The sequence below is a fragment of the Rhodanobacter sp. G1 genome, from assembly GCF_055397855.1.
In genome coordinates this window covers 3,071,595-3,098,587 of the sequence record NZ_AP039674.1, presented here as the reverse complement: position 1 = coordinate 3,098,587, position 26,993 = coordinate 3,071,595, and the positions used below count along the sequence as shown (strand labels likewise).

Genomic DNA, 26,993 nt, shown 5'->3' with positions numbered 1-26,993 from the left:
CGGGTGGCGATGGACTGCAACCGGGGGGGAAGCATGGAAAACAATCCTTACGCGGCGCCTGCCGCGGTGGTCGGGGACGTGGCCGGCAGCGATGCCGACGATCTGGAAAGCCGCAAGGCCAGTCGCGGCAAGCGGCTGGGCGCGGCGCTCCTTGATGGCCTGGTGAATCTGGTCTGGCTTGCGCCCGCCGTGATCGGCTGGGTGCTGCAGGTCAACGCTGCGCGCGAAGGCCTGACGTCGTCGCACACGAGCGCCGTGCTGTATGTCCTGGCCATCCTGCTTGCGCTGGCGGTGATCGTGGTGAATTGCGTGATGCTGGCCCAGAGCGGCCAGACCATCGGCAAGCGCGCGCTGGAGATCGCGGTGGTGCGTGGCGACGGCAGCCCGATCACCCTGGTTCGCTACATCTTCCTGCGGGTGATTCCGGTCGGCCTGCTCGGCATGATCCCGGTGGTGGGTCGCCTCGTCGGCCTGGTCGATCCGCTGCTGATCTTCGGCAAGGAACGGCGCTGCCTGCACGACCTGATCGCCGACACCATCGTCGTCGACGTTTGATGCTGGACTCCGTCCGCGAGATCGAGACGCCCGAAGGCATCTCGCTGCGCCTGCGCGCCGCCGGCCCGCTGCCGCGCGCACAGGCGTGGATGATCGACGCATTGATCCGCCTCGCGCTGCTGATGGTGGCGATGATCCCGCTGTCGCTGCTGGGCAAGGGCGGCAACGGCCTGGCGATGCTGGCGATGTTCGCCCTGCTGTGGGCGTACTGGGTGATCTGCGAGCTGTGGCTGGACGGGCAGAGCCTGGGCAAGCGCGCGCTGGGCCTGCGCGTGGTCAACATGGACGGCACGCCGGTGACCTGGCTGCCGTCGGTCACGCGCAACTTGCTGCGCGTGGTGGATGCCTTGCCTGGCGTGTACGGCGTGGGGCTGGCCAGCTGCATGATCGACCCCTGCGCGCGCCGGCTCGGCGACATCGTGGCCGGCACCCTGGTGGTGCATGCGAAGGAGCCGCCGCTGGGCCACCGCGTGCCGATGGCGCCGCCGCTGCCCTTGCCCGTGCCGCTGTCGCCCGAGGAACAGGCCGCGCTGGTGGATTTCGCCGAGCGCGCGGAGCAGTTCACCGTGCAGCGCCAGGAGGAACTGGCGAACCTGCTGGAGCCGCTGACTGGCTACCGAGGCATCGGCGCGGTGGCGCGCCTGCTCGGTTACGCCAACGGCTTGCTGGGGCGCTCATGAAGCAGGAGCGTTTCGTGGCGCTGTACGCCAAGGAGTGGGACAGCCTGCAAGGCTGGCTGGTCGCGCTGGATCGCAACCCGCGGCGCGGCATGCGCAGCGAGCAGGCGCTGGATTTCCCCGCCGCGTACCGCCGCGTCTGCCATCACCTCGCGCTGGCGCGCGGGCGCGGCTACAGCCACGAGGTCACCGAGCGGCTGCAATGGCTGGTGCAGCGCGGGCACCGCGTGCTGTACCGCCCGCCGCCGCCGCGCTGGCATCGCGCGGCGGCTTTCCTGGTGGCGGATTTCCCGCGGCTGGTGCGCGCGCAATGGCGCTGCATGGCGCTGGCGGCGGCGCTGTTCTACGTGCCGGCGCTGGCCTTGCTGGCCTGGCTGCAGGTGCATCCCGAGCTGGCGCACACCTTGTTCAGCAGTGCGCAGCTGGCCCAGTTCGAGCGCATGTACGACCCGGCCAATCCGCACCTGGGCCGCAGCAGCGGCACCAACCTGCAGATGTTCGGCTTCTACGTGTTCAACAACGTAGGCATCGCCTTCCGCACCTTCGCCTCGGGCCTGCTGTTCGGCGTGGGCGCGATCTACGTGCTGGGCGCCAACGGCGTCATCATCGGCGGCGTGGCCGGGCACCTCACCGCGATCGGCTACGGCGGCCCGTTCTGGCGTTTCGTGGCGACGCATTCGGCGTTCGAGCTGAGCGCGCTGGTGATCGCCGGCGGCGCCGGCCTGCAGCTCGGGCTGACCCTGTTGATGCCCGGCCGGCGGCGGCGCGGGCCGGCGCTGGTGGAGGCCGGCTGGATCGGCGCGAAGCTGGCGCTGGGCGCCTTCGCGATGCTGGTGGTGGCGGCGTGCATCGAGGCGTACTGGTCGTCGCAGGCATGGCTGCCCGACGCGCTGCGTTTCGGCGTGGCCGCGTTGGCGTGGCTGCTGGTGCTGGGCTGGCTGGGTTTCGGCGGAAGGGCGGGGCGGCATGGAGCTTGAGCGCATCGGCGTGGTGCTGCGCCCGCGCGAATCGCGCGAGGCGCTCGACCTGGGCACCGCGCTGCTGCGCGCGAACGCGGGCGCCGTGTGGTCGGCGTGGTTCGCCTTCAGCGCGCCGCTGTTCCTGCTGTGCAACGCGCTGGGCCTGCTGCTGGGCAAGCCGTGGCTGGGCCTGCTGCTGACGTGGTGGCTGAAGCCGCTGTTCGATCGCGTGCCGCTCTACGTGTTTTCGCGCGCGGTGTTCGACCGCACGCCGCGCTGGCGCGAAACCCTGCGCGGCCAGCGCGCCATGCCATGGCGGCCGACCGTGGCCGGGCTGAGCTGGCTGCGCGTGGACAGCCACCGCGCGCTGCGCCTGCCGCTGGATCTGCTGGAAGGCGCGCCGCGCAAGCAGCGCGCCGCCCGCTGGAAGGTGCTGCGCCGCCGGCTGGTGGGCGAGGCCAGCCTGCTCGCCTACGGCTGCCTGCAGTTCGAGCTGGTGCTGTTCCTCAGCGCCTGGCTGCTGGCGTGGTGGCTGCTGCCGGTCGAGTGGCGCCCCGCTTCGTTCGCCGGCTTCTTCCGCCACGACGTGCATCTCGGCAGCACGGGATGGATGCTGGCGGCGTCCGGCGTGGCCTACCTCGCGATGAGCGCGATCGAGCCGCTGTACGTGGCCTGCGGCTTCGCGCTGTACCTCAACCGGCGCACGCAGCTGGAAGGCTGGGACATCGACCTTGCGTTCCGCCGCCTGCGCGCGCGCCTGCTGGCCGCGGGCAAGCTGCTGTGCCTGCTGCTGTGCCTGGGCCTGCCGCTGGCGAGCCATGCGGCGACCAGTCCTGCCGCGCGGACGTCGGCGGTGAACGTGCCGCAGGACGTCTTCCACCAGCCGCTGGACGACGACGACCGGCGCTTCGCGGCGGCGGCGGCGCAGGTGTATCGCGATCCGCGTTTCGGCGGTGAGCGCCATGCGCGGCGCTGGGCGCTGAAGTACCACGGTTCGTCCGCGCCGGCGCCGGTGAACGCGCTGGCGCCGCTGCGCATGCTGTCCGGCGTGCTGAGTCTCCTGCTGTGGCTGGCGCTGGCGGCGGCCGTGGCGGCGCTGGCGTGGTTCGCGTGGCGCTGGAGTGCTCGCCTGCGCGAGCGCGAGCCGCCACTGCCGGACGCCGCACCGTTGGCGACCGAGGACGAAACCCCCGAAACCTTGCCCGCCGATGTGGCCGGCGCCGCTCGCGCGCTGTGGCAGGCGCAGCGTCGCCGCCAGGCGTTGGCCTTGCTCTATCGCGGCTGCGCCGAACGCGTGGCGCAGCAGTTGCAAATGCCTTTCGCCGCCGACGCTACCGAGGCGGACTGGCTACGCCACGCCGCCGCGCTGGACGATCCGGCGCGCACGCAACGCGTCGCCGCCATCGTGCGCACCTGGCAGTTCGCCGCCTATGCCGGCCGCTATCCCGACCAGTCGGCGTTCGAGCAACTGCTCGAAGGCTGGCCGTTGCGCGCGGGAGCTTCGGCATGAAGCGCGGCCTGCTGATTGCCGGCCTGGTGCTGCTGGGCACGGCGATGCTCGCGGGCCTGTTCTTCGCCACGTTCGAGCGGCGCGACGTGGTCGAGCCCGTGCCGCCCAGCGGCGCCGCGCAGACCGATCCGTTCTTCGCGCTGGAGCAGACGCTGCGCGACATGGGCGAAGCGGCGGCGCCGTTGTCCGCGCTGGCGCCGGGCAAGCCGCTGCTGCAGGCGGGCGATACCGTGCTGGTCGGTGCCGACGCGGGACGCATCGATGCGGACGCCGCAGCGCGCCTGCGCAATTGGGTGCGCGGCGGCGGCCACCTGCTGCTGTCGCCCGGTGCGGCCAGCGCCAGCGTGCGCATGCCGGTGTTCGCCGCGCTGGATCTGCTCGATCCGCGCGAGGCCACGTTCGCCTGCCGCCGCCTCGGCGACGCGTCCGACGCTGCCATGCTGTGCGGCCAGCGCTTCCGGTTGAAGCCTGCCGCCGCGCAGGCGGTGGACGCGGGTATCGGCAACGCGGACGACGGCTATCTCTTCGCGCGCGTTGCGCTGGGGCGCGGCCACGTCAGCCTGCTCGCCAGCTTCGCACCGCTGGAACGGCTGCAGTTGAAGCAGGCCGATGCGCAGAGCTTCGCCTGGCGCCTGCTGGCGCCGAATCGCGGCCGCGGCCAGATCTACCTGATCCATGCGCTGGACGGCCAGCCGTTCCTGAAGCTGCTGGCGATCCGCGGCTGGCCCGCGCTGCTGGCGCTGGCCGTGCTGCTGGCTGCGTGGATGGCGCGCAGCAGCCAGCGTTTCGGCCCGCTGATGCCCGCGCCCGCGCCGCATCGCCGCGCCTTGCTGGAGCACGTGCAGGCCGCCGGCGAATTCCTCTATCGCCGCGACGCCGGCCGCAGCCTGCACCAGCTCGCCAGCCAGGCCGTGCTGGCGCGCCTGCGCCTGCGCGATCCCGTCTGTGCGCGCTTGAGCGGCGATGCCCTGTACCGGCGCCTCGCCGAGCGCGCCGGCATCGACGCCGCGCAGATCGCGCAAGCCTTCCAGTCACCCGCGAGCGCGCAGGCGTTCCGCGCTTCCCTCATCACCCTGGCGCGACTCAGGAGCCGCCCATGACCGCTGAAACCACCGCCGCCCCGGCCGCCGCGACGGCGATGCCGATTGACGAACTGGGCCAGCGCGCCCGCGCGTTGCGTGAACAGGTGGGGCGTGCCTTCGTCGGCCAGCCCGAGGTGTTCGATCAGGTGCTGCTGGCGCTGCTCGCCGCGGGCCACGTGCTGATCGAAGGCGTGCCGGGGCTGGGCAAGACCCTGCTGGTGCGCGCGCTGGCTGCCGCGGTGGGCTGCGACTTCGGGCGCATCCAATTCACCCCCGACCTGATGCCGGCCGACGTCACCGGCCACGCGGTGTACGACCCCAAGGCCGAGAGTTTCCGCCTGCGCCGCGGCCCGGTGTTCGCCAACCTGCTGCTGGCCGACGAGATCAACCGCGCGCCGGCCAAGACCCAGGCCGCGCTGCTGGAAGCCATGCAGGAGGGGCAGGTCACCATCGAGGGCCGGCGCATGCCGCTGCCCGCGCCGTTCATGGTGGTGGCCACGCAGAACCCGATCGAGCAGGAAGGCACCTACGCGCTGCCCGAGGCGCAGCTCGACCGCTTCCTGGCCAAGGTGCTGATCGGCTACCCGAGCCTGGAGGACGAGCGCCGCATGGTGGCCGAAGTGGTCGTCGGCAAGGTGGCCGCCGACCTGGATGTGTCGCGGGTGGGCCGGGTGGTCGACCAGGCCGGCCTGCTGGCGATGCAGCGCGGCGTGGCCGCGATCCGCATGGATGCGGCGGTGGCCGACTACGCTGTGCGCATCGTGCGCGCCACGCGCGAGTGGCCGGGCGTGATCGGCGGCGCCGGCCCACGCGGCGGCCTCGCGCTGGCGCGGCTGGCGCGTGCGCGCGCCGCGCTGGACGGCCGCGATTTCGTGGTGCCCGACGACGTGCGCTCGGTGGTGCTGCCCGCCTTGCGCCACCGCCTGCTGCTGGCGCCCGAGGCGTTGCTGGAGCGCCAGCGTCCCGACGACGTGCTCGGCGCGCTGCTGCACAAGGTGGCCGCGCCGCAGCAATGAAGAACCTCCGGGCTGCCGCTCCTTTGCTCGTCATTCCTGCGCAGGCAGGAATCCAGTGTCTTTGGTTTCAACAGGCTGAAGTCGCTGAACCCCGGCTTTTGCCGGGGCGACGCAGCCATTCGAGGCGCCCATGAGGCCCGCGCCGCTCATGCTGTGGCTGCTGCTCGGCTGGACGCTGCTTGGCGCAGCGGCCAGCCTGGGCCGGTTGCCGTTGTCCACATGGCTGGCCGTGGGCGCTGCGCTGGCTGTGCTCGCCGCACTCGATGCTTGGCGTCTGCGCCGCGCCGCTTCGCCCGAGCTGCGCCGCGAACTGGTGCCGGTGCTGCCGCTGGGGCCGGAGGCGACGGTGGCGCTGCACCTGCGCAATCCCACGAAACGCCGCCAGTCGCTGCGCCTGCACGACCTGCACCCCGGCGGCTGGGCCGTGCGCGGCCTGCCGCGCCGCGTGAGCCTGCCGCCCGGCGGCGCGCTGCGGCTGGAATACGCCACCACGCCCGACGCGCGCGGCCAGTTCCACTTCGGCGGCTGCCACACGTTGCTGCCTTCGCCGTGGCGCCTGTGGCAAGGGCGGCGCGTGCTGGGCGAGCCATCGTCCACCCGCGTCTATCCCAACTTTGCCGTGCTGGCCGAACTGGCCGGCCTCAGCGTGGAACTGGCCTCGCGCAGCGTAGGCGCGCGTCTGCAGCGCCGCCGCGGCGAGGGCACCGAGTTCCAGGAACTGCGCGACTACCGCGTCGGCGACAGCCTGCGCAAGATCGACTGGAAGGCCACCGCGCGCAGCCACCGGCTGATCTCGCGCGAGTACCGCGAGGAGCGCAACCAGCAGGTGATCCTGATGCTCGACTGCGGCCGCCGCATGCTGGCGCAGGACGGCCCGCTGGCGCACTTCGACCACGTGCTCAACGCTTCGCTGGCGCTGGCCAGCATCGCCCTGCGCGAAGGCGACGCAGTGGGCCTGATGGCCTGCCTCGGCCAGCAGCAGCGCTGGCTGCCGCCGCAACAGGGCAGCGGCGGCATGGATCTGCTGCTCGGCGCCGGCTACGACCTGCACGCCCAGCCGCTGGCCACCGACTACCTCGCCGCCGCTGGCGCGCTGCAGGCCCGCCAACGTCGGCGCGCTCTGGTGATCGTGGTCACCAACGTGCGCGACGAGGACGACAAGGAACTGCGCACCGCACTGAGCCTGCTCTCCCGCCAGCACCTGGTGGTGCTGGCCAGCCTGCGCGAACAGGCGCTGGACGATGCCGCCCACGACCCTGGCGCCGAACTGGAAACCGCCATCCGCAGCGCCTCGGCGATGCACTACCTTGCCGAGCGCGAGCGGGTGCATGAGACGTTGCGGCGGGAAGGGGTGAATGTGCTGGATGTGCGGTGCAGCGAGTTGTCTGGGGCGTTGATCGAGCGGTATCTGGCGATCAAGCGGGGGAATAGGTTGTGAGAGCCAATCGCGCTGAGGAGAGGGTTTGTAGCGATCTGTGGTTGCCGCTGTCGCTTTTGGGTGGGGTGCCTAATGGTTGTGGTGTGACCTAGTTCGGGAGTCGAGCTTCTGGGGGTTGCAGTTTTGCGTTCAACAGTGAGTTAATCTGGTGACAAAATTTTTAATCGTGTCTTTACTTTCTCTTTGCTTGTTGTCTGGATGTGCAGCTCCTACGGTGTATTACAAAGGATCAGGGTCGCTACAGGGATCGGTTGCGATCATTCGTGTTGTGGCCAAGGCAGAGAAGAAGAGCAGGTTTTCGTTTAACCCTTTCAAGTCAAATGATTTGACCGAAATCAAGGGTTTTGTTGACCTTGATCTTCCGGGTGGGGATAGGAAATTTATCAAGGCTTCAAAGGTATATGTACCTCCTGGAGAATATGACGTTGTTGTTGCTTGTACTTATAGTGTTTATCCTGTAATGATAGCTAGATCATTTACTGTTTCAGTAAATGCGAAAGGTGGTGATGAATATACGGTTGAGTGCATGGGAAATGTGCGTTCCGGATATGTTGACGTTGTCTCGCGAGAACGGTGATGGAAGAGGTAATTAAACGCATGCCACGCGGAGATCTAACATGAAACGAGTTACCGGCATTGGCGGCATCTTCTTCAAGGCCAAGGATCCGAAAGCCTTGGCCGAGTGGTACCGGGTTTACCTGGGCGTCCCGGTCGAGGCGTGAGGCGGCGCGGCGTTCCGCTGGGCGTCGCCAGACAATCCATCCGGCACTGGGACGACGGCGTGGAGTCCGTTCGCGACCGACACGGATTACTTCGCGCCGAGCCAAGTGCCCTTCATGGTCAACTACCGGGTGGCCGATCTGCACGCCTTGCTGGCCGCCCTGCGCAGCGAAGGCTGCAACGTGGTTGACAAGGTCGATGAGTCCGAATTCGGCAAGTTCGGCTGGGTGATCGACCCGAAAGCGAACAAGGCAGAGTTGTGGGAGCCGCCGGCTGGCGCGAGAGTCCAGACGCAAGGTCATCGAGCACGCGGGGGCGGGCTCGGCAAAATAAAGAGGGGTGATTAAAAGAGCGTGATTGCTTCCGACTCGTTTGCTTAAGTAGCATCGGCACCTGCAAGATGTCTATAAAGGCCTGCCGATGCCGGTGTCCGATATAAAACCTCAGGGAGAGTGTACACATGAAGCTTGGATTTTTTTTCGGCATGTTCCTTGCGCTTTGTCTTGTCGTGCCCAATTGCCTGGCTGGCGTGCCGGGTTGGGGGCAGGTATATTTTACCTACGACTTGGGAACCTACAACCCTGAAATTCCTAGATCTGCGTCGAACAACTGGTACCAACCTGGACAGAACTTCAAGACGCCGATCGGCCTTTACAACTTGATGCCCAGCAAGGTCAATGCACAGATCGCCAATATGCGTGCTTCGGGCATGGATTATATTGTGATCCATATCGCCATGGCGGATCTTTCTACCTGCAAGGCGAACGGGAGCTGCAACGACGGCTTTCCAGACAACTGGCTCTGGGGAGAATTGATCGACGACAGCCAAGAACAACTGCGCCCAACGCAACAGGCTAACCTCACCGCTCTCCTCAACCAGGTGAAGGCTGCTGGATTTCGCACGGTGATCATTCGCTTCGCCAACTACGATGCAGGTGGCACCACCTGGCAGGAAGTGGAGTACCAGCATGCCTGGAATCTTATCGCGCGTACACACCGGCTCGTTACCCAACAGATGCAGGGTTCACTAACCAAGGTGCTGTACGACCTGGGCTGCGAAGCGCTGGGTGCGCCGAACATGCAGGCCTACGTGCAACGCCTGTGGTCTGACTACACCTACACCTTCGGCAACGACGATACCATCGGCTTCTCCACCATTGCCGATGCTTATCACCTGGCCGGCCTGTCCTGGTATGGCCAGCTGAAGCCCAAGATCTATGCGTTCGACATCTACGGCGATGTAGGCGCCGGCCTAGTCCAAGCGTGGCAAGCGTTGGGATCAGAGGGCAGCAAGCCCATCATGCTGATGGAGACCTACCAGAACGACGCGTTGACCGAGAGCCAGCTGCAGTCGACGCTGCAGGCATATCCGAAGATCGACCTGGTCGCCGTTAACCAATGGCCGAATACCCGAGCCATCCCCTGCAGCGGCTGCGATACGGCCATAAGAGCATCGGCCATTCAGTTGCTGAACACTACCAACCAGTTGTCCAACTATGCGCCTTTGGCCGATCACGTGGTAAGCGATAACTCCAACACGTCCCTGCTCAATTTCACCGACGTAAATTGCGCTAGCACATCAAGCAACCCCTGCACCCTCCGGGCAAACATGGGCTATGCACCAGTCAACGGCATGCAGGGTATGGAGGTGTTCGTTTCTGGATCTGATGGAGCGCGCAAACTGATGACCTGCTGGGGCCAGTCGCCGACCAGTACCAACGTGACATGGATCGTCCGCAATTCAACTTACCGGTTCGAGTACTACCGCGTGTCTGCATGCTCCGATGATGTCTCCTCCCGTCAGCCTGACGCGACAAGCATTGTGTCGGTTCGCTGACGCAAATGATGCATAGGCTCTTCGGCCAAGCCGCAGGAGGGATGGGTCACATTGCCGGGATTCGGAGACGGAGGGAATTCAACGCCCTCGGGTGGGAGATCGGAGTTCCTGGGGGGGGCCAAGAGCGCGCGCCTGATGTCTAAAGCGGGCTGTCCTGCCCGCTTTAGACTCGCCGGGCCAAGGCCCGGCTCCGACGAGGCAAGCGCCAAGGCGCTTGCCTCGCGAGCGGTTCATCCATGAACCGCTAGTCCTCTTCGACCTTCGGCCGCCACGCTTCGCTGAGCTGCTTCTGCACCGGCGCCGGCACTGCCTCGTAGTGGCTGAGGTCGAGGCTGTAGCGGCCGCGGCCGCCGGTCATGGCTTTCAGCTCGGTGGGGTAGTTGGTGAGTTCGGCCAGTGGCGCTTGTGCGCGGATCATCAGCTCGCCGCCGCGCCGGCTGTCGGTGCCCAGGATGCGCGCGCGCTTGCCGGCGAGGCCGCCGGTGACGTCGCCGACGTCGCTCTCGGGGATGGCCACCTCCACGTCCACGATGGGTTCCAGCACGATGGGACGTGCCTTGCCCACGGCGTCGAGGAAGGCTTTCTTGCCGGCACTGACGAAGGCGACTTCCTTGGAGTCGACGGGGTGGTACTTGCCGTCGTAGACGGTCACGCGCAGATCCTGCAGCGGGTAGCCGGCCACGGCGCCGCGCTCCATCGCCTGGCGCACGCCTTTCTCGATGGCGGGCAGGAAGGTGCCGGGGATCACGCCGCCCTTTACCGCGTCGACGAACTCGAAGCCGGCGCCGCGCTCCAGCGGCTCCACGCGCAGGAACACCTCGCCGAACTGGCCGGCGCCGCCGGTCTGCTTCTTGTGGCGGTGGTGGCCTTCCGCCGGGGCGGCGATGGTTTCGCGGTAGGCGATGCGCGGCGGGTGGGTGACCACTTCCACGCCGTAGCGTTCGCGCATGCGTTCCAGCGTCACCTTGAGGTGCAGTTCGGAGAGGCCGCGCAGCACGGTCTCGTTGAGTTCCTTGTGGTGTTCCATGCGCAGGCAGGGGTCTTCTTCGGCCAGCCGGCCCAGCGCGTTCGCCAGCTTCTGTTCCTGGCCCTTGTGCTTCGGTTCCAGCGCGAGGCCGAACATCGGCTGCGGGAAACGCATCGGTGCGAGGTGGATGCTGTCCTCCTCGTGCGCGTCGTGCAGCACCGCGTCGTAATGGATTTCCTCCACCTTGGCCACCGCGGCGATGTCGCCGGGCACCGCCTGCTCGATCTCCACGTGGTTCTTCGCATTGAGCCGGAACAGGTGGCCCACGCGGAACGGCTTGCGGCCGTCGTCGACGAGCAGTTGCGCGTCGCGGCGCACGGTGCCCTGCCATACGCGGAAGATGCCGAGCTTGCCCACGAAGGGGTCGTTGACGATCTTGAACACGTCGGCGATCACGTGCTGCGCGGGGTCGGCGTTGACGGTGATCGCCTCGTCCTCGCCGTTGACGAAGGGCGGCGGGTTGCCTTCCGCGGGGTTCGGCAGCAGGCGGTCGGCGATGTCGAGCAGCTCGGCCACGCCCGTGCCGTTGCGCGCGCTGGCGAAGCAGATCGGCACCAGGTGTCCCTCGCGCAGGCATTGCTCGAACGCGTCGTGCAACTGCTCGCGGCTCAGCGCGGCCTCGCCGTTGTCGAGGTAGGCGCCCATGGTCGCCTCGTTGATCTCCACCACCTGGTCGAGGATGCGCTGGTGCGCGGTGGCCAGCGAGGAGAAATCGGTGTTGCCCTCGGTGTGGAAGAAGCAGTCCAGCACCTGCTTGCCGCCGTGCGCGGGCAGGTTCACCGGCAGGCACTCGGGGCCGAACTCCTCGCGCAGCGCTTCCACCAGCGCGCCGAGATGGGCGCCTTCGTAGTCGATCTTGTTGATCACCAGCACGCGGGCGAGGCCGCGGTTGCGCGCGTGCTCCATCATGCGGCGGGTGCCGTGCTCGATGCCGTTGACGGCGTTCACCACCACCATCACGGTTTCCACCGCGGCGAAGGCCGAGAGCGTGCCGCCGCGGAAGTCGTCGTAGCCGGCAGTGTCGATCAGGTTGATGTGGCAGCCGCCGCGGTCGATGCCGGCGATGCAGCTGTCGATGGAATGGCCGCGCGCCTTCTCCTGCGCGTCGGTATCGGATTGCGTGCTGCCGCGCTCCACCGAGCCTTGCGACTGGATCGCGCCGCCGGCGTGCAGCAAGGCCTCGAACAGGGTGGTCTTGCCGCTGCCGGCGTGGCCGGCGAGTGCGATGTTGCGGATGTTTTCCGTGTTGTAGGACACGATGCGACCCTCCTCTGCTGAAGGCACGGCGTCGTGTGGCATGAGCGGCGCCGCACGAGAGCCGCGCATGGCGACTGGCGGGCCGTCATGGTCGTCCGGGCGCGGACGCGGGGGCGGTCATGGCGGGTGAGCTTGGCGATGGTACGTCGCGGCGGGGTTAGGCTTGCGTCAACGCCGACGGGAACCGCTACGGGGCAGCGTGGTCTGAGAGCCGCGCCGCGCTTTCCCGCCTGACCGCGCAGCAGCGGGAATTCCCTCTCTGCGTTGCCGTTCTCCGGAGTCCTCCCATCGTCCACCGCATGCAGGCCGACACCCGCGCCACGGCACCGCCCGGCATCGACCGGGACGGCACGCGTGCGCTCGACATGGCCACCATCGCGCGCCTGCGCCAGTTGCGTTGGCGCGAGCCGCCGCGCGGCCGGCGGCTGGCGTGGCTGGTGCTGGCCGTCGTCGCGCTGCTGCATGTCGTGTTCGCGGTGATGACCTGGTGGGCGATGCGCCCGCCCGCGCCGATGCACGGCGGGCAGCCCGCCACGGCCAGCGATGTGCTGGAGGTGCGCTTCATTGCCGCCGTTGCGCCGGCCGCGAAGCCGCCGCCGCCCATGACGCTGCCGCCGCTGCCCGCGCCGGCGAGGCATGCCGCCGTACCGGTATCGAAGAACGCCTTGAGCGTGCGCTTGCCCGCGCCTGCGCCCGCGGCCAGCACGGCAAGGCCGCGCCTGTTCGACCGCAACGGCATGCCCATCCTGCCGGCCGTCGCCAGCAGCGCGCCCGTGCCCGATTACGTGCAGCACATGCCGCTGGGCGATACGCGGATCATGCAGCACACCAATCCGGTGAAATACCGGCCCACGCGCTTCGAGAAGGACTGGGGCCGCGGCGGCGGCAGCGCCATCGACGACGTGCTGCAGAAGGCGGTGGACAAGACCACGGTGAAGCACACCTTCAACCTGGGCCACGGCATCCACATCCATTGCGGCATTTCGCTGGCCGCGCTGGCCGGCGGTTGCGGCGGCGACCCGCCGTCGCCGCCGTCGCCCAAGGACGGCGACGTGCGCCTGGACATGGCGCCGGCCAGGCCGCTGGCGCCCAACCCGAACGCTGCCAAGCCGCCCGCGCTGTCCACGTGCATTGCGCTGTACCGCGCGGGCAAGCCGCTAGCCGACGGCTGCCCCAGCGACACGCCGATCCGCGCGGTGGACGAGGAACTGCGCAAGCGGAAACAGAAGTAAAAGTACACTCGGCGGATGCCGCAGCCCCAGGATCCCAACGTATCGCCACCGCGCGCCCAACGGCCGGCGCAGGTGCTGCTGAACTCGCCGCTCGCCGCATCCGCGCGCATGCTCGGCCTGCGCGCGTCGCGCCGGCCGCGGCCACGCCTGCTGTGGCGGCGCACGCTGGCGCTCGCCGTCAGCCTGCTGATCCATCTGGTCTTCCTGCTCGGCTTCACCCTCGGCCCGGCCTGGGAGCCGCAGCCGGCCAAGGACACGTCGGCGAAGATGCAGGCGCGTTTCATCGAGCTGCCCGATCTCGCGCCGCCGCCACCGCCGAAGGGCGAGCTGCCGCGCCAGGTCGGCCCGGTGCATCAGGGGCATGCCACGGGCGCGGCGCACGCCGCGAACACCGTCGCGTACCATGCGTCGCGTCCGTCCGTCGTGGCTGCGAAGGCGGTGGCCGTCGCGCCGGCGAAAGCCGTCGCGGCTCCCACACTGCCGCCCAGCGTGCCGAAGCCGGCGCCTGCGCCGAAGCTGCAGCCGGTGCCGGTGGCGAACCAGCCGCCGCCGGTGAGCTTGGCCGCGCCCAAACTGCAATCGCCGGTGCCGCCGAAATTCCAGCCCGAGCCCGTGCGCGCACCGCAGCCCGAAGGCAACCAGCCGATGCCGCCGCCGCCCTCGCTGGCATTGCCGGCGGTGCCGCCGTCATCGCCGCCCGCGATCGCGCCGCCGGCCGTGGCGCTGGATCGCGTGGCGCCGGACACGCAGGCGCCGGCCATCGTGCAACCCGCGTACGTGGATCTGCCGGCCGCGCTGCCCGAACCCGAATTGCAGGCCGTGCCCGTGTCGGCGCAGGCCGCGCCGCAGGTGAGCCTGCAGGCGGCGTTGAACACGCCCGTGCCCGACGTGTCCGTGCACCTGCCGAAGATGCAGGCACCCGCTCCGGTGGAAGCGCAGGAGTCGCCGTTGGCGGCGATCCCGCAGCCGGCATCTGCCGTCCCCAGCGTGGCGCCTTCGGCCAGGGCCACGGTCGAGATCGCCAACGACGCGTCGCTCACCGCGATCGGCCAGCCGTCGCCCGTGGCCTTGCCGCCCGCGCAAAGCGCGCCGGCGCCCGGCGAAAACTCCACCGCCAGCGCATCGAGCGAAGCCGCCGGCAAGTCGGACGAAAGTGCTGCCGATGTCAGCACGGCGCCGCACGCGAGCCCGCAGGGCAGCGACAGCGCCCGCCCCGGCGAGCCGCAGGGCACGACCAGTGCCACCGACACTGCCGCCGCGCACGGCAATGGCCCGGTGGCTTCGCACGGTCTGGGCCATGCCGCTGCGGGCGTGGCCGGCAAGGGGCAGGGCAGCGCACCGGGCGGGCAGGCGGGCCCCGGCATGGCGGGCGCGCCGGCGCCCGGCCAGCCGGCGAACGAGGTGCCCGAGTTCATCCAGCTCAAGCCCACCGGCGATACCGCGGTGATGAGCCACGACATCAACGGCGTGAAGTACAAGTCCACGCGCTTCGACCCGTACTGGACGCCGCCGGGCGAAAGCTCGGTGGACACCGCGCTGCGCCATGCGGCGGAAAAGACCACGCTCAAGCACACGTTCCATTTCCCGCGCGGCATCCGCATCCAGTGCGCGGTGACGCCCCTGATCCCGATATCGCTGCTCGGTTGCCACAACGCCGATCCACCGCCGCCGGCCGCGTCGCAGAAATCCTACGACCGCCTCAATCTGCCGAACCTCCCCGGCGGCAGCGTGCCCAGCACGCCGCCCGCGCCGTCGGCGAGCGCCGCCGCACCGTCGCACGTTGTGCTCGACAATACGGCGCAATGCGTCGCCGCCCGCGTCGCCGGCAGTCCGCTGCCGCCGGGATGTCCGCCCACCGGGACGGTGGTGAAGGGCTATGCGCCGGCGGCTTCGTCGAGTTCGTGGGTGCCGGCGAGCGATCAGTTCCATTGAGCTGGCGGGAGGGCTTTTGCTCTCGCGGGTTTCGCAAGCGACAAAGCGGTTTCGTCCATCTGCCGATGGCCGAGCTACTTTCTCTTTGCGTGCTCAAAGAGAAAGTAGCCAAAGAGAAAGAGCACCCCGCGGAGGCGCTCTCCGGGCATCCTGCCTTGCGAGTGCGTGAGGCGAGGCCGGGCTTTTCGAGCGGACTCCTGTCCGCGCGAAAAGGCGAGTCCATCCGTGGACTCGCTCGCTACGCGGCCTTGTCGTCCACGCCTCACCGCCTCCGAGGGGCCCCGGTAGAGCAGCGCGCTCCTGCGCGCAGAAGCGCGGCGGGCTGCAATGCTTCGCTTTGTCTTGGCTGTTGCTTCTGCGCGCTGGGAGCGCGCTGCTCTACCGGGGCCCCTATGGCGCGGCGGGCGGGTGGAGGAAAGTCCGCAGGATGGCCCGCAGGGATGCGGGCCAGTTTTTCGCCGGGACAGGAGTCCCGTCGAAAAACCCCGGAACCCGCCCGCGCACCCGGAAGGCAGAGCCTGTCCCGGACTCGATCCGGGAATGCCTGGAGGGCGCGCCATCGGGGTGGCCTTCTCTTTGGGTTACTTTTCTCTTGGCCACTCAAGAGAAAAGTGACTCGGGCGCCGGCAGGCGCTCGAAACCGCCTTGTCGCTTGCGAAATGCAATCAAGCCCCCGTCGGAAGGCGCATCCCGGCAACACGCCGCAGGCTACTCGATTCGCAGCAGCGATCGCAGGCCAATTACAGCAGCCGCTGGAACTCCCTCAGCAGCGGCAGCCGCCGCACGCGCACCGCGCTGACGCGGAACACCGCGTTGGCCAGGGCCGGCGCGGCGGTGGGCATGGCGAGGAAGCTGGCGCCGGTGGGCGGTCGGTCGTCGTCGGGGACGATGATGGTTTCCACGCTGTCGGGCAGCTGGGCCATGCTGGCGAGCGGATAGCCCTTCCAGTCGTGCTGCTGCACCTTGCCGTCCTTCGTCGTGATGGCGAGGTTGAGCGCGGTGGAGAGCGCGTCCAGCGTGGCGCCGGCAACCTGGCCTTCGAGCCCCAGCGGGTTGATCACGCGGCCCACGTCCACCGCGCAGACGACGCGTTCGATGGCGAGCTTGTCGTTCTGCAGCGAGGTTTCGACGGCGTGCGCCACGTAGGCGCCGTCCATCTGCCAGCAGGCGATGCCGAGGCCGTTGACGCTGTGCAGCCAGTCCTTCCAGCCGATGCGGTCGGCGACCAGTTGCAGCACGTTGCGCAGGCGGCCGGTGTCCAGCATGCCGCCGTTCTTCAGCGCGATGTTGCGCGGCTCGCCGAGCAGGCGCAGTCGGGTCTTCAGCGGATCCTCGCGCAACTGGTGCGCGATCTCGTCGATGAAGCTTTCCGCCGCGAAGGCGTTGGCCAGGTGCGGCATGGCGCGGTGCGGGCCGCGCGGCAGGGTGGATTGCTGCGCGTACCAGTCGCTGCGGAAGTTGGGCACCAGGCCGGCGGGCAACTGGTCGGCCGAGACTTCCGAACTCCACAGGCGGTCGGCGGGCACGCCGCGGCCGGCGAGCGCGGAGGCGCTGGCGATGCGCTGGTTCCAGGTGGCCAGGTTGCGCTTGCGGTCGAGCGTGGCGCTGATCCGGTGCACGCTGGCGGGGCGGTAGTAGTCGTTGGCGAAGTCCTCGCCGCGCGTCCACAGCAGGCGCACCGGCTTGTTCGCGGCCTTGGACAGCAGTACCGCCTCGGCTACGTAATCGTGGTCGAGGCGGCGGCCGTAGCCGCCGCCCACGCGCGGCACGCGGATCTCGATCTTGTCGGCCGTGAGGCCGGTGAGCCGCTGCACCACGGCGCAGGCCTGCTGCGGCGACTGGGTGGGCACGATGAGGCTGGCCTTGTCCTGGTCGACGCGCGCGAGGCAGTTCATCGGTTCGGCGCAGGCGTGCGCGAGCCAAGGCTGGTAGTAGGTGGCGTCGACGCGGACGGCGGCGTGCCTGGCGACTTTCTCCACGTCGCCGTCATCGCGCACGCGGGTGGTGGGCGCGGACTGGCTGTCGAGCAGGGCGGTGGCCTGCTGCTCCAGCGCGGCGCTGTTTTCCGCGGCGCCGGCGCCGGGCTTCCACGCCAGCTTGAGCTTGTCGCGGCCCTGCAGCGCGGCCCAGGTGTTCTCGGCCAGCACCGCCACCGCGGGCGCGATCGGCGTGTAGCCGGGCGGCTGGTTCGGTTCGGGCTTGAGCTGCAGCACCTTGAGCACGCCCTTCACGGCGAGCGCGGGGGCATCGTCGATGCTGGCCAGCGAGCCGTCCGGCCACGGGCAGTGCAGCAGCACGGCGACCAGCGCCTCGGCCTCGTGGTGGTCGATGGCGTATTTCGCCTGGCCGGTGACGATGGCGTGCGCGTCCACGTCGCCCACCGGCTTGCCGATCAGGGTGTAGCGCTGCGGCGGCTTGGGCATCGGCGCCTGCGCGGGCAGGTCGAGCTTGCTGGCGTCGTCGACCAGGCTGCCGTAGGTGACGCGGCGGCCGTCCGGTGCGATCACCGTGCCGGCTTCGCAGCGCAGGCGGTCGGCGGCGATGCCGAGCCGGCGCGCGGCGGCCTGGGTGAGCAGCCAGCGCGCCAGCGCGCCAGCCAGGCGCAGGTCGGCCCAGGCGGCGGGGATGGAGTCGCCGGTGCCGCCGCGCTGGCGGCCGTAGATCCAGCGCGGCTTGCCGTTGTCGCCGGTGGCGACGCCGAGGCCGAGGTGCACCACGCTGACGCGGTTCCAGTCGGCGTCGAGTTCGTCGGCCACGATCATCGGCAGCGCGGTGGCGACGCCGGTGCCGGTGTCGGGATCGCGCGCGCCGATCAGCACGTTGCCTTCGGCGTCGATGCGCACGTAGGCGCCCAGGTCGCGGAAATCGTTGCCCAGCCACTCCGGCGGCAGCGGCGCGTCGCCCGCTTCGGCGAAGCGCACGCCCACCACCAGCGCGCCCGCGGCGCCGGCGAGAACCTGCAGGAAGCGGCGGCGCGACAGCCGGATGCCGTTCGTCGTGTTCGCGCTCATGCCTGGCCCGCCTTGCCGGCGGCGGCGCGCTTGATCGCCGCGCGCACCCGGGTCTGTACGCCGCAGCGGCAGCGGTTGGGCAGTTGGTCGATGTCGCCGTCGTCGGGATGCGGCTTGCGCTTGAGCAGCGCGAAGCCGGCGATCAGCCAGCCCGGCGTGCAGTAGCCGCAGCCGATCGCGTCCTCGTCGATGAAGGCCTGCTGCAGCGGATGCAGGGTGCCGTCGTTCGCGACCAGCCCTTCCACGGTGGTGATGCGCCTGCCGGCGAGCTTCGCCATCGGCTGTGCGATCGCGGAAACCGGCTTGTCGTCCACCAGCACCAGGTCGGCGCCGTTCTCGCCGTGTGCGCCGCCGTACTTGGTGCCGGTGAGCCACAGTACGTCGCGCAGGTACCACAGCAGCGGCATCTGCGGATCGCCGGTGTGCGCGAAGCGCTCGCCGTTGATCTCGACCGCGATGCCGCCGCGCGCTGCCTCGGGCGCGATGCCGCTGGCCGGGGCGGCCGGTACATCGTGGGCTTGGGCTGGCGCCATGCGGGATCTCCTCCAAACGTATCCCGCGCATTGTGGCATTGCGGCGGCCAGCATAGGAACGTGCGGCGCTGAACAGCGGCGGATGCAGGTTCGCGCGAGCAGGGCGACCCTTGCGGGGCACGTGGGCGCCCGTCGAGAATGCGCGGCCCGCAGGCATGGTGCCGCGGACGTACAACCATTCAAGAATCGAACAGGGAAGCCATGGACAAGCGTATTCGTATGGCCGTCGCGGCCGCATTGCTGGCCGTTGCGTCGACCGGGGCAATGGCCGCCGAAAGCGGCGCGTTTTTCATCAACGGCAATCTGGGCCAGTCGCGATATCACGACAGCGGATTCAGCGACAAGACCGATACCGCCAGTGCAGTGCGGTTCGGTTACGACTGGAATGCCGGCGCCTTCAGCTTCGGCGCCGAAGGCGGCTATGTCGACCTGGGCAAGGCCAGCGGCACGGCCTATTCCGATGTGCCCTACGGCCCTTCGTACGGCATCAGCGCGAAGACCTCGGGCTGGCTGCTGGGCGGCAATGGCAAATACCGTTATGCGAACGGCATGTTCGTGTCGGCGCGTCTGGGCTACTTCCGCTCTACCTTCGACACGAGCATGAGTGGCGCCGGTTCGCAGAGCTTCAGCGGCGACGGCGGCTATGCCGGCGTGGGCTTCGGCTACGACTTCAACCGGAACGTCAGCCTCGGCGTGGGCTACGACCACTACCACGGCCGCGCGACGGTCTACGGCACCAAAGCCGGCGAAGACATCGACATGTTCTCGGCCTTTGCAGAGTTCCGCTTCTGAGTTTCCGCCAGCGCAAAAGACGACGGCCGCTTGCGCGGCCGTCGTCGGATCGCTTGCCTGGCTCCCTCAGCGTCCTCCGAGGAAGGTGTTGAGGTTGTCCACGTCGAGGGTGCCGAGGCCGGCGCCAGGAGTGTATCGGGGCGCGCCGGCGTAGAACCAGTTGTCGCCCGCCTTCACGCTGCGGAACGCCGACCACTTGCCGTAGCCGAAGATGTTCTGCAGCAGGTACACCTGCGGGTTCCAGAAGCCAACGCGATGGCCGATGCTCTGCGCCAGCAGCGCGCTGATGCCGTTGAGCTGGGGCGCCACGAAGCTGGTGCCGCCCTCGGAGATCACGCCGCCGTCGGCGCTGGACACCACGACGTAGCCGGTGTTCGGATCCGCGTTGAGCGCGATGTCGGGCAGGTTGCGGCCGCTGAAGTTGGCGGGCAGCTTGAGCAGGGTGGTGGGGCCGGCGCTGGGGTCGTTGTAGACCAGCGACTGCTTCTTCTCGCTGCGGCGGATGCCCTGGGTGAACCACTGGTAGAACGGCTGCCGCCAGTACGCGCTCACGCCGCCGCCGCCGCCCACCGAGAACACGTCGGCGCGGCTGCTCACGAAGGGCAGCAGGTAGTCCCAGCCCCACACGCTTTCCTGGTCGATGGAGAGCACCACGTTGCCCGCGGAGTCGACGAATTTCACCGGCACGGTGGTGCCGCCGGCGGCGGTGATGTACGGGTCGGAGGCGGGCGAGTCCACGGTCAGCGGCGCGCTGAAGTCGCCGGGGCCGGTGCCCGCGCCCAGGCCGCGCACGGTGTCGTAGGCGCCGGAGTCGCCGCTGGCGGCGAACACCGACTGCCCCTGCGCGGCGGCTTCCATGAGGATCTGGTGGAACGCGCGCAGGTCGCCCGCGTCGCGGGTGTCGGTGACCCTGGCGCCGTCCACCTTGAGCGCGGCGAAGTTGTAGATCTCCGGGCCGCCCCAGCTGGTGGAGATGCTGTCCGCCTTGTTGTCGGACACCGCCTGCGCGAAGGCGTCGATGAAGCCGTTGCCGGCGTTGGGCGCGTCGTAGACCAGGATGTCGGCGCCGGGCGCCAGGCCGCCGGCCTGTTCCACGTCCAGCGAGGTTTCCCCGCTGCCGCCGTCGATGGCGCCGCCGCCGTCCACGTGCACCTGGGTGATGCGGTTCGGCTTGGTGGCGAGGCCGATGGCGTCCCAGTAGGCCTGCGCGTCGGCCGGATAGAAGTCAGACAGCGTGACGATGGCCAGCGTCGAGCCCTTGCCGGTGATGCCGCGCCGGTACAGCGGGTTGACGTCGTAGAAGTCGGCCACGTCGCCCACGGTGTACTCGCCCGGTATGCCGGTGGCGGAAGGGTTGCCGGCGGTGCCCTTGGCGAGAGTTGTCAGCATGGGCGTCTGCACCGCCGCTTTCGGCAGCTGCGGCGCGCGGATGCGGTGCGACAGGAACTGCCGCTCGTTGCTCAGGCCGCTGGCGTAGATCACGCTGTCGGCCAGCGCGGCGGGCATCGTCGGCGTCTTCGCGGGGCGGTGGAAGCGCCGGCCCCTGGCGCTGACGTAGTTGTGGATCGGCGCCTGGAACAGCGCGCCGAACTGCGCCAGCGTGCCGCTGGTCTCGATCGCCAGATGGCTGTCCAGCACCTTGCCGGCGAGGCCGTGCTTTTGCAGGTAGGCCTGCACGCGCGCGATCTGCGCGTCGCTGGCGCCGTAGCGGCTGGCGAATTCGGGGGTGCTGAGGAAGCGGCGGTAGTGCGCGCTGCCGGGCGTGACGGTCTGCCGGATGTAATCCTGCAGGGCCGCCTCGTTGCGCAGTTTCAGCATCAGCGTGACGTGCACGGACTGGCTGGAGGTGGCCAGGCCCATGTCGGTGTGCGGCTGCATGTCGGCGGCCAGTGCCGTGCCGCCCGCGCCTGCGAACAGCAGGGCGAGGCAACCGGCGAGCGATTTGCGGTGCAGTTTCGGGAACATTGCGCTTCCTCTTGGTGGCATGAGTCCGGACACCGCGGCGACGCACGTCGCCGCGGCGCCTTGCGGTCGATCCGCGTGACGCTACGTCGAGCAATGACTGGGGATTTCCCCTGCGACGCCGTCGATCCTCTCCCCCAAGACGACTGGCGTTGCGCCGCCGCCAAAGCCTATGGGCCCCGGTGGCATGGACGCAAGTGATTGCGAGGAAGGTGCGCAAAAAAACGCCGCCGCGACGCGGTTGCGCGTGGCGGCGGCAAGAGGGGGAGTGGGGCAGCTTGTTATGGCTTGGGCGGCCTGCTCACTCGTAAAGCGCGAGTTCGGTGCCCGGGTCGTGTTCCTCCGGCGCCGGCTCGGGCGCGGCGGCGGCGCCGGGTTCGGCGAGGGTGAAGAAGGCGACCTGGCGCAGCAGCGCGCCGGCCTGCTCCTGCATGGAGCGGCTGGTGGCGGATACCTGCTCGACCAGGGCGGCGTTGCGCTGGGTGCTGTCGTCCATCGCGGTGATGGTGCGGCTCACCTCGTCGATGCCGGTGGCCTGTTCCTGGCTGGCGGCGACGATCTCGGCCACGCTGTCGGTGACCTTCTTCACGCTGTCGATGATGCCGGCCAGGGTCTGCCCGGAGCGCTCAACCAGCGCGCTGCCGGTGTTGACCTTGTCCACGCTGTCGGCGATCAGCGACTTGATCTCCTTGGCCGCGTTCGCCGAACGCTGGGCGAGGTTGCGCACTTCGCCGGCCACCACCGCGAAGCCGCGGCCCTGTTCGCCGGCACGGGCGGCTTCCACCGCGGCGTTGAGCGCGAGCAGGTTGGTCTGGAAGGCGATCTCGTCGATCAGGCCCACGATGTCGGCGATGCGCCGGCTGGAGGCGTCGATGGCCTGCATCGCCACGTTGGCCTCGGCCACCACGCGGCCGCCCTGTTCGGCCTGCGCGCGCGCGCTGCGGGCGAGCTGGTCGACGTGGCCGGCGTTGTCGGCGTTGTGCTTCACCGAGGCGTTCATCTGCTCCATCGAGGCGGCGGTCTGCTCCAGCGCGGCGGCCTGATCCTGGCTGCGCCGCGAGAGGTCGTCGTTGCCTTCGGTGATCTGTGCGGAGGCCTCGCTGACGCTTTCGGAGACGTTGCGGATCGAGCCGACGATGTCGCTGAGCTGCTTCGCCATGCCCTGCAACTGGCCGAGCACCGACTCCGGGTGGGCCTTGCCGTCTTCCTCGTGGCGCAGGTTGCCGGCGGCGATGCGCTGCACGATGTCGCGCAGGCGCTCGGGCTCGGCGCCGAGGTCGCGCGCGATGGCGCGCAGCACCAGCCATGCGCCCAGCACCAGCGCCACCACGATGGCGGCGCCTGAAACGGTGTTGGCCACCGTGACCTGGTGCACGCCCTTGGCCGAAGCGTCCAGGTGCTGCTGCACGGCGCTGCGGGCCGCGGCGATCTCGTGGGCGAGCAGGGTTTCCAGCGTGTGCTGCGCATCCTGCATGGCGGACACCACGCCGGAGGTGTCGCCGGCGTGCTTGGTGTCGAGCATGGCGGTGGCGGCGGCGGTCGCGCTTTTCACGTAGGCGTCGTAGGCGTCGCCCAGCGCCTTGGCGGTGGCCGCGTGGCCGTCCAGCGCCAGCATGCGCTTGGTCTCGGCGGCGGCATTGGCGGCGATGGCTTTCACATCGTCCAGCTTGCTCGCGTCGCCTTCGGCGACCGCGCTCTGGATGGTCTGCGTGGTGCGCTTGGACAGCTCGTCCAACTGGTTGACGCCTTCCAGGTACGGGTAGTCGGCGCTGCCCAGCGCGGACACCGTGGTGGCGGTGCGCGAGGCGATGGCGCTGCTCACCGCCCAGCCGGCCACGAACAGGGCCAGGGTGATGCCGGGCAGCAGCAGGATGCGGGTCTTGAACTTCATGGGCAGGCTCTCGGGCTGGCTGGCCCGCCCGCCGCCGGCAGGCGACAGGCGGGCGGCTCGGTCACGGCAACTGCAGCACGGCCCGAACCGAGCCGTTCACCGAGCCGCTGTCCACGTAGCCGACCGCCGAAGGGTCGGCGGCCACGGCCTTGACCACGGCGGCGTCGTCGGCCAGTTCCTTGGGCGGCACGGCCCGGCCCGAGAACACCAGGCGCGACCACACCGACTTCACCTGGCTGGCCGACTTGCCGGTGGCTGCCTGGTAGAACTTCTCGCGCATCGGGCTGGAGTCGCTCTGGTCGAACAGCTTGGCGCTGCCGCCGCCGGGCAGGTTGGTGGTCTTGCCCAGGTAGAGCGCGGCGGCGTCGTCCTTGGTGAGGCTCTTGACCGGGCTGTTTGCGCTCACGATCACCACGGTGCCGGCGAAGGCGGGCGCAACGGCCATGGCCAGCGCGAATGCGCCGGCGATGAGGCAGTTTCGTTGGATGCGATGCATGGCGGGCCTCAGAAGGTGAAGTCGACAACGGCGGAGTACACGTTCACCGCATGGCCGTCGTAACCGGGGGCCACGCTCTTGAAGGTTCCTCCCGCCTTCGAGGGCTGCACACGATCGCCCTGCAGCTTGATCGCCACATTGCTGAGCACGTCCCAGCGCACCCCGAGCGAGGCCGAGTGCTGGTGGTTGGCGGCCACCAGGCCGCCGACGCCGTCGGACAGCGGCAGCAGCGGCCCGATCGGCGGCACCGAGTTGGCGGAGCTGTCGTCGAGCTTGCTGTAGCCGGCCCACGTGGCGTAAGGCGTCCACTTGCCCAGGTGATAGCCGACGGTGCCGTACCAGCCGCTGGAGGTGCCGAGCGTGGCGGCGGAGGAGTGCAGGTGGGCGAACTCGCCGGTGAGCAGCAGCTTGCCGTTGTCGTAATTGCCGCCGAAGCTGGAGAAGGTGGTACGGGTGTTGTTGAGCACGAGCGCGTTGTAGGCGTCGTTGAAGCCATACATCTGCAGGGCGCCGAGCAGGGTGGACAGGTTGCTGGTGACGTAGGTGACCTTGCCGGTGCTGACGCCGGCGCGCAGGCGCAGGTTGCCGATTTCGTAGGTGGTGTACAGGCCGGTCAGCTGGTTGACCTTGAGCCGGCCGGAGCGCTCGGTGGTGCTTACGACGGGCTGGGAGGTATGGCCTTCCAGGCCCTGGATGCTCAGGTAGCCGTCGCCCACGGCGTGCGACCAAACCAGGTCGGCGCCCTCGTAGCTGTCCATCGCGGCGAGGTTGTAGACCTCCAGCGGCGCGCGGGCCCACGGGGTGGCATAGCCGACGTAACGGTAGTCGGACACGAAATAGGCCGGCCAGCCCAGCCGGCCAACGCGCATCGTCAGGCTGTCGGTGAGCTTGTAGCGCAGGAAGGCCCAGGACACCGTGGGCAGGAAGCGGCCACGGGTGTCCTGCTTGGCGATCGCCTGCACGGTGGCGGAGAGCTTGGGCGTGAAAGTGAAGTCAAGCTGGCCGCCGATGCGCGAATCGACCAGCCCGGTGCCGCCCTCCTGGGCGCCCTTGATCTGGCCCGGGTTCACCAGCATCACGTCGTTGCTGTCGGTGGCTGCGTAGCCCGCGGTGCCGAAACCGGAAAAACGCCAGGAAAAGCTGTCGTCGGCGTGCGCGCTGGAGGTAGCCGCCAGCGCTACCGCGAGGGTCGCGGCAAGGGTTTTCTTGGAGAGCATTGGAATGGGATCCGGTGATGGTTATCGGTCAAGGGCCGAGCCCCTGCACGACGACTAACGGCAAGCTGGCGGAGAACTTGAGCCGTTGCATCGGCCGGAAACGTCCAGGAATCGTGAATGCGGCACAATATTCAGTTGGCGCGCCCGGGCCGGCGGTTCGGCGGCGCCTTCCCGTCCCCCTGACCAGCCATCGCCATGACAGCCATCAAGCAAGCCGACCTGATCCAGTCCGTCGCCGACGCGTTGCAGTACATCAGCTACTACCACCCGGTCGACTACATCAAGAACCTCGCCGCCGCCTACGAGCGCGAGGAGTCGCCGGCGGCGAAGGACGCGATGGCGCAGATCCTGATCAACTCGCGCATGGCCGCCGAAGGCCATCGCCCGTTGTGCCAGGACACCGGCATCGTCACCGTGTTCCTCAAGGTGGGCATGAACGTGCGCTGGGACGATGCCACGATGTCGCTGGAGGACATGGTCAACGAAGGCGTGCGCCGCGCCTACAACGACCCCGACAACAAGCTGCGCGCCAGCGTGCTGGCCGACCCGGCGGGCAAGCGCACCAACACGAAGGACAACACCCCGGCCGTCATCAACGTCTCCATCGTGCCCGGCGATACCGTGGATGTGATCGTCGCGGCCAAGGGCGGCGGCTCGGAGGCGAAGTCGAAGTTCGTGATGCTCAACCCCTCCGATTCCATCGTGGACTGGGTGCTGAAGACCGTGCCGACCATGGGCGCCGGCTGGTGCCCGCCCGGCATGCTGGGCATCGGCATCGGCGGCACCGCCGAGAAGGCGATGCTGCTGGCGAAGGAATCGCTGATGGAGCACATCGACATCCAGGAGCTGATCGCGCGCGGCCCGCAGAACCGCATCGAAGAACTGCGCATCGAGCTGTACGAGAAGGTCAACGCGCTGGGCATCGGCGCGCAGGGCCTGGGTGGCCTCACCACCGTGCTCGACGTCAAGATCAAGGATTACCCCACCCACGCGGCCAACCTGCCGGTGGCGATGATCCCCAACTGCGCCGCCACCCGCCACGCGCACTTCACGCTGGACGGCTCCGGCCCGGTGGCGCTGGATCCGCCGTCGCTGGAAGATTGGCCCAAGCTCACCTACAGCCCGCAGAACGCGCGCCGCGTGAACCTCGATACGGTGACCCGCGAGGAAGTGGCCGCGTGGAAGCCGGGCGAAGTGCTGCTGCTCAACGGCAAGCTGCTCACCGGCCGCGACGCCGCGCACAAACGCATGGTCGACATGCTCAACAAGGGCGAGCCGCTGCCGGTGGATTTCGCCGGCCGCTTCATCTACTACGTGGGCCCGGTCGACCCGGTGCGCGAGGAAGTGGTCGGCCCTGCAGGCCCCACCACCGCAACGCGCATGGACAAGTTCACCGAGCAGGTGCTGGCGCAGACCGGCCTGCTCGGCATGGTCGGCAAGGCCGAGCGCGGGCCGGCCGCGATCGAGGCGATCAAGAAGCACCGCTCGGTGTACCTGATGGCCGTGGGCGGCGCTGCCTACCTGGTGTCCAAGGCGATCAAGGCCTCGCGTGTGGTCGGCTTCGCCGACCTCGGCATGGAGGCCATCTACGAGTTCGAGGTGCAGGACATGCCGGTCACCGTGGCGGTGGATTCCGCTGGTACCTCGGTGCATCAGACCGGGCCGAAGGAGTGGCAGGCGCGCATCGGCAAGATCCCCGTGGTTATCCAATAAAACCCGTGCGCGCAGCGCACGCCTTCGCCTCCTCTCCCCTCCGGGACGTGGGGAAGGGCCATGGATGGCCCTGCTTTGAGGAGCGAGGAAGAGGATTGAGGTGAGGGGCGGGTGCTTGCGAGAGTGTTGCATCGGA

The 26,993-nt window shown here is 69.0% G+C and carries 21 protein-coding genes; 14 read left to right on the top strand and 7 right to left on the bottom strand.

Annotated elements, in window-relative coordinates:
* Positions 1–33: 33 nt before the first annotated feature.
* The 10 genes from ACZ5Z2_RS13760 (at position 34) to ACZ5Z2_RS13715 (ending at position 9,794) form a co-directional block, all read left to right on the top strand.
* Positions 34–555 carry an RDD family protein gene (locus ACZ5Z2_RS13760; RefSeq protein ID WP_464759163.1) on the top strand — a complete coding sequence of 174 codons (522 nt, stop codon included), beginning with the start codon at positions 34–36 and terminating at the stop codon, positions 553–555.
* The gene (locus tag ACZ5Z2_RS13755) at positions 555–1,235 is read left to right on the top strand and encodes an RDD family protein (RefSeq protein WP_464759161.1); all 681 of its coding nucleotides are present in this window, start codon (positions 555–557) and stop codon (positions 1,233–1,235) included. Before ACZ5Z2_RS13760 ends, ACZ5Z2_RS13755 begins: the two co-directional genes overlap by 1 nt.
* A complete protein-coding gene (locus tag ACZ5Z2_RS13750) occupies positions 1,232–2,209 on the top strand; it encodes a stage II sporulation protein M (protein WP_464759160.1) in 978 nt (325 codons plus the stop codon). The genes ACZ5Z2_RS13755 and ACZ5Z2_RS13750 overlap by 4 nt, the downstream gene beginning before the upstream one ends.
* Positions 2,199–3,701 (top strand): DUF4129 domain-containing protein, encoded by a 1,503-nt coding sequence (locus tag ACZ5Z2_RS13745; protein WP_464759159.1) that lies wholly within the window; start codon positions 2,199–2,201, stop codon positions 3,699–3,701. Before ACZ5Z2_RS13750 ends, ACZ5Z2_RS13745 begins: the two co-directional genes overlap by 11 nt.
* Positions 3,698–4,801 (top strand): hypothetical protein, encoded by a 1,104-nt coding sequence (locus ACZ5Z2_RS13740; RefSeq protein ID WP_464759158.1) that lies wholly within the window; start codon positions 3,698–3,700, stop codon positions 4,799–4,801. Before ACZ5Z2_RS13745 ends, ACZ5Z2_RS13740 begins: the two co-directional genes overlap by 4 nt.
* Positions 4,798–5,799 (top strand): AAA family ATPase, encoded by a 1,002-nt coding sequence (locus tag ACZ5Z2_RS13735; RefSeq protein WP_464759157.1) that lies wholly within the window; start codon positions 4,798–4,800, stop codon positions 5,797–5,799. The genes ACZ5Z2_RS13740 and ACZ5Z2_RS13735 overlap by 4 nt, the downstream gene beginning before the upstream one ends.
* 130 nt (positions 5,800–5,929) lie before the next feature.
* Entirely contained in the window at positions 5,930–7,237 is a 1,308-nt protein-coding gene (locus ACZ5Z2_RS13730) for a DUF58 domain-containing protein (protein WP_464759156.1), read from the top strand.
* Between the two features lie 148 nt (positions 7,238–7,385).
* The gene (locus tag ACZ5Z2_RS13725; RefSeq protein WP_464759155.1) at positions 7,386–7,814 is read left to right on the top strand and encodes a hypothetical protein; all 429 of its coding nucleotides are present in this window, start codon (positions 7,386–7,388) and stop codon (positions 7,812–7,814) included.
* A 259-nt stretch (positions 7,815–8,073) separates the two neighbouring features.
* Positions 8,074–8,304 (top strand): bleomycin resistance protein, encoded by a 231-nt coding sequence (locus ACZ5Z2_RS13720; protein ID WP_464759154.1) that lies wholly within the window; start codon positions 8,074–8,076, stop codon positions 8,302–8,304.
* A gap of 113 nt (positions 8,305–8,417) precedes the next feature.
* Entirely contained in the window at positions 8,418–9,794 is a 1,377-nt protein-coding gene (locus tag ACZ5Z2_RS13715; RefSeq protein WP_464759153.1) for a hypothetical protein, read from the top strand.
* Between the two features lie 244 nt (positions 9,795–10,038).
* Here the strand turns inward: ACZ5Z2_RS13715 and fusA are convergent, their stop codons facing one another.
* Positions 10,039–12,078, bottom strand: a complete 2,040-nt coding sequence (fusA, locus tag ACZ5Z2_RS13710) for an elongation factor G (protein ID WP_464759152.1) — start codon at positions 12,076–12,078, stop codon at positions 10,039–10,041.
* Between the two features lie 299 nt (positions 12,079–12,377).
* Between fusA and ACZ5Z2_RS13705 the strand changes: the two genes are divergently transcribed.
* Both ACZ5Z2_RS13705 and ACZ5Z2_RS13700 read left to right on the top strand, forming a co-directional pair.
* Positions 12,378–13,310 (top strand): hypothetical protein, encoded by a 933-nt coding sequence (locus ACZ5Z2_RS13705; protein ID WP_464759151.1) that lies wholly within the window; start codon positions 12,378–12,380, stop codon positions 13,308–13,310.
* A 15-nt stretch (positions 13,311–13,325) separates the two neighbouring features.
* Positions 13,326–15,242: a DNA polymerase III subunit gamma/tau domain-containing protein gene (locus ACZ5Z2_RS13700; protein ID WP_464759150.1), complete on the top strand. Its 1,917-nt coding sequence runs from the start codon at positions 13,326–13,328 to the stop codon at positions 15,240–15,242.
* 740 nt (positions 15,243–15,982) lie between these two features.
* On the opposite strand, the gene ACZ5Z2_RS13695 is transcribed toward ACZ5Z2_RS13700, so the two are convergent.
* Both ACZ5Z2_RS13695 and ACZ5Z2_RS13690 read right to left on the bottom strand, forming a co-directional pair.
* Positions 15,983–18,253, bottom strand: a complete 2,271-nt coding sequence (locus ACZ5Z2_RS13695; RefSeq protein WP_464759149.1) for a xanthine dehydrogenase family protein molybdopterin-binding subunit — start codon at positions 18,251–18,253, stop codon at positions 15,983–15,985.
* Complete coding sequence (locus ACZ5Z2_RS13690; RefSeq protein ID WP_464759148.1) at positions 18,250–18,786, bottom strand: (2Fe-2S)-binding protein; 537 nt, start codon at positions 18,784–18,786, stop codon at positions 18,250–18,252. Before ACZ5Z2_RS13690 ends, ACZ5Z2_RS13695 begins: the two co-directional genes overlap by 4 nt.
* Before the next feature lie 138 nt (positions 18,787–18,924).
* On the opposite strand from ACZ5Z2_RS13690, the gene ACZ5Z2_RS13685 reads away from it, so the two are divergent.
* Complete coding sequence (locus ACZ5Z2_RS13685; protein WP_464759147.1) at positions 18,925–19,578, top strand: outer membrane protein; 654 nt, start codon at positions 18,925–18,927, stop codon at positions 19,576–19,578.
* 66 nt (positions 19,579–19,644) lie between these two features.
* On the opposite strand, the gene ACZ5Z2_RS13680 is transcribed toward ACZ5Z2_RS13685, so the two are convergent.
* The 4 genes from ACZ5Z2_RS13680 to ACZ5Z2_RS13665 all read right to left on the bottom strand — a co-directional run bounded on the left by ACZ5Z2_RS13680 (position 19,645) and on the right by ACZ5Z2_RS13665 (position 25,144).
* Positions 19,645–21,543, bottom strand: coding sequence for a S53 family peptidase (locus ACZ5Z2_RS13680; protein WP_464759146.1), 1,899 nt, complete (start codon positions 21,541–21,543; stop codon positions 19,645–19,647).
* A 298-nt stretch (positions 21,544–21,841) separates the two neighbouring features.
* Positions 21,842–23,431 (bottom strand): methyl-accepting chemotaxis protein, encoded by a 1,590-nt coding sequence (locus ACZ5Z2_RS13675; RefSeq protein ID WP_464759145.1) that lies wholly within the window; start codon positions 23,429–23,431, stop codon positions 21,842–21,844.
* A 61-nt stretch (positions 23,432–23,492) separates the two neighbouring features.
* Positions 23,493–23,927: a phosphate ABC transporter substrate-binding protein gene (locus ACZ5Z2_RS13670; RefSeq protein ID WP_464759144.1), complete on the bottom strand. Its 435-nt coding sequence runs from the start codon at positions 23,925–23,927 to the stop codon at positions 23,493–23,495.
* A gap of 8 nt (positions 23,928–23,935) precedes the next feature.
* On the bottom strand, positions 23,936–25,144 hold the full coding sequence (locus ACZ5Z2_RS13665; protein WP_464759143.1) for a hypothetical protein: 1,209 nt from the start codon (positions 25,142–25,144) through the stop codon (positions 23,936–23,938).
* A 195-nt stretch (positions 25,145–25,339) separates the two neighbouring features.
* On the opposite strand from ACZ5Z2_RS13665, the gene ACZ5Z2_RS13660 reads away from it, so the two are divergent.
* Positions 25,340–26,857, top strand: coding sequence for a fumarate hydratase (locus ACZ5Z2_RS13660; protein WP_464759141.1), 1,518 nt, complete (start codon positions 25,340–25,342; stop codon positions 26,855–26,857).
* The last annotated feature ends 136 nt before the right edge of the window (positions 26,858–26,993 follow it).

Coding starts and splice junctions, on each gene's coding strand:
- ACZ5Z2_RS13760 (WP_464759163.1), top strand. CDS start 34: ATGGAAAACAATCCTTACGCGGCGCCTGCCGCGGTGGTCGGGGACGTG.
- ACZ5Z2_RS13755 (WP_464759161.1), top strand. CDS start 555: ATGCTGGACTCCGTCCGCGAGATCGAGACGCCCGAAGGCATCTCGCTG.
- ACZ5Z2_RS13750 (WP_464759160.1), top strand. CDS start 1,232: ATGAAGCAGGAGCGTTTCGTGGCGCTGTACGCCAAGGAGTGGGACAGC.
- ACZ5Z2_RS13745 (WP_464759159.1), top strand. CDS start 2,199: ATGGAGCTTGAGCGCATCGGCGTGGTGCTGCGCCCGCGCGAATCGCGC.
- ACZ5Z2_RS13740 (WP_464759158.1), top strand. CDS start 3,698: ATGAAGCGCGGCCTGCTGATTGCCGGCCTGGTGCTGCTGGGCACGGCG.
- ACZ5Z2_RS13735 (WP_464759157.1), top strand. CDS start 4,798: ATGACCGCTGAAACCACCGCCGCCCCGGCCGCCGCGACGGCGATGCCG.
- ACZ5Z2_RS13730 (WP_464759156.1), top strand. CDS start 5,930: ATGAGGCCCGCGCCGCTCATGCTGTGGCTGCTGCTCGGCTGGACGCTG.
- ACZ5Z2_RS13720 (WP_464759154.1), top strand. CDS start 8,074: ATGGTCAACTACCGGGTGGCCGATCTGCACGCCTTGCTGGCCGCCCTG.
- ACZ5Z2_RS13715 (WP_464759153.1), top strand. CDS start 8,418: ATGAAGCTTGGATTTTTTTTCGGCATGTTCCTTGCGCTTTGTCTTGTC.
- ACZ5Z2_RS13705 (WP_464759151.1), top strand. CDS start 12,378: ATGCAGGCCGACACCCGCGCCACGGCACCGCCCGGCATCGACCGGGAC.
- ACZ5Z2_RS13700 (WP_464759150.1), top strand. CDS start 13,326: ATGCCGCAGCCCCAGGATCCCAACGTATCGCCACCGCGCGCCCAACGG.
- ACZ5Z2_RS13695 (WP_464759149.1), bottom strand. CDS start 18,253: ATGAGCGCGAACACGACGAACGGCATCCGGCTGTCGCGCCGCCGCTTC.
- ACZ5Z2_RS13690 (WP_464759148.1), bottom strand. CDS start 18,786: ATGGCGCCAGCCCAAGCCCACGATGTACCGGCCGCCCCGGCCAGCGGC.
- ACZ5Z2_RS13685 (WP_464759147.1), top strand. CDS start 18,925: ATGCGCGGCCCGCAGGCATGGTGCCGCGGACGTACAACCATTCAAGAA.
- ACZ5Z2_RS13680 (WP_464759146.1), bottom strand. CDS start 21,543: ATGTTCCCGAAACTGCACCGCAAATCGCTCGCCGGTTGCCTCGCCCTG.
- ACZ5Z2_RS13675 (WP_464759145.1), bottom strand. CDS start 23,431: ATGAAGTTCAAGACCCGCATCCTGCTGCTGCCCGGCATCACCCTGGCC.
- ACZ5Z2_RS13670 (WP_464759144.1), bottom strand. CDS start 23,927: ATGCATCGCATCCAACGAAACTGCCTCATCGCCGGCGCATTCGCGCTG.
- ACZ5Z2_RS13665 (WP_464759143.1), bottom strand. CDS start 25,144: ATGCTCTCCAAGAAAACCCTTGCCGCGACCCTCGCGGTAGCGCTGGCG.
- ACZ5Z2_RS13660 (WP_464759141.1), top strand. CDS start 25,340: ATGACAGCCATCAAGCAAGCCGACCTGATCCAGTCCGTCGCCGACGCG.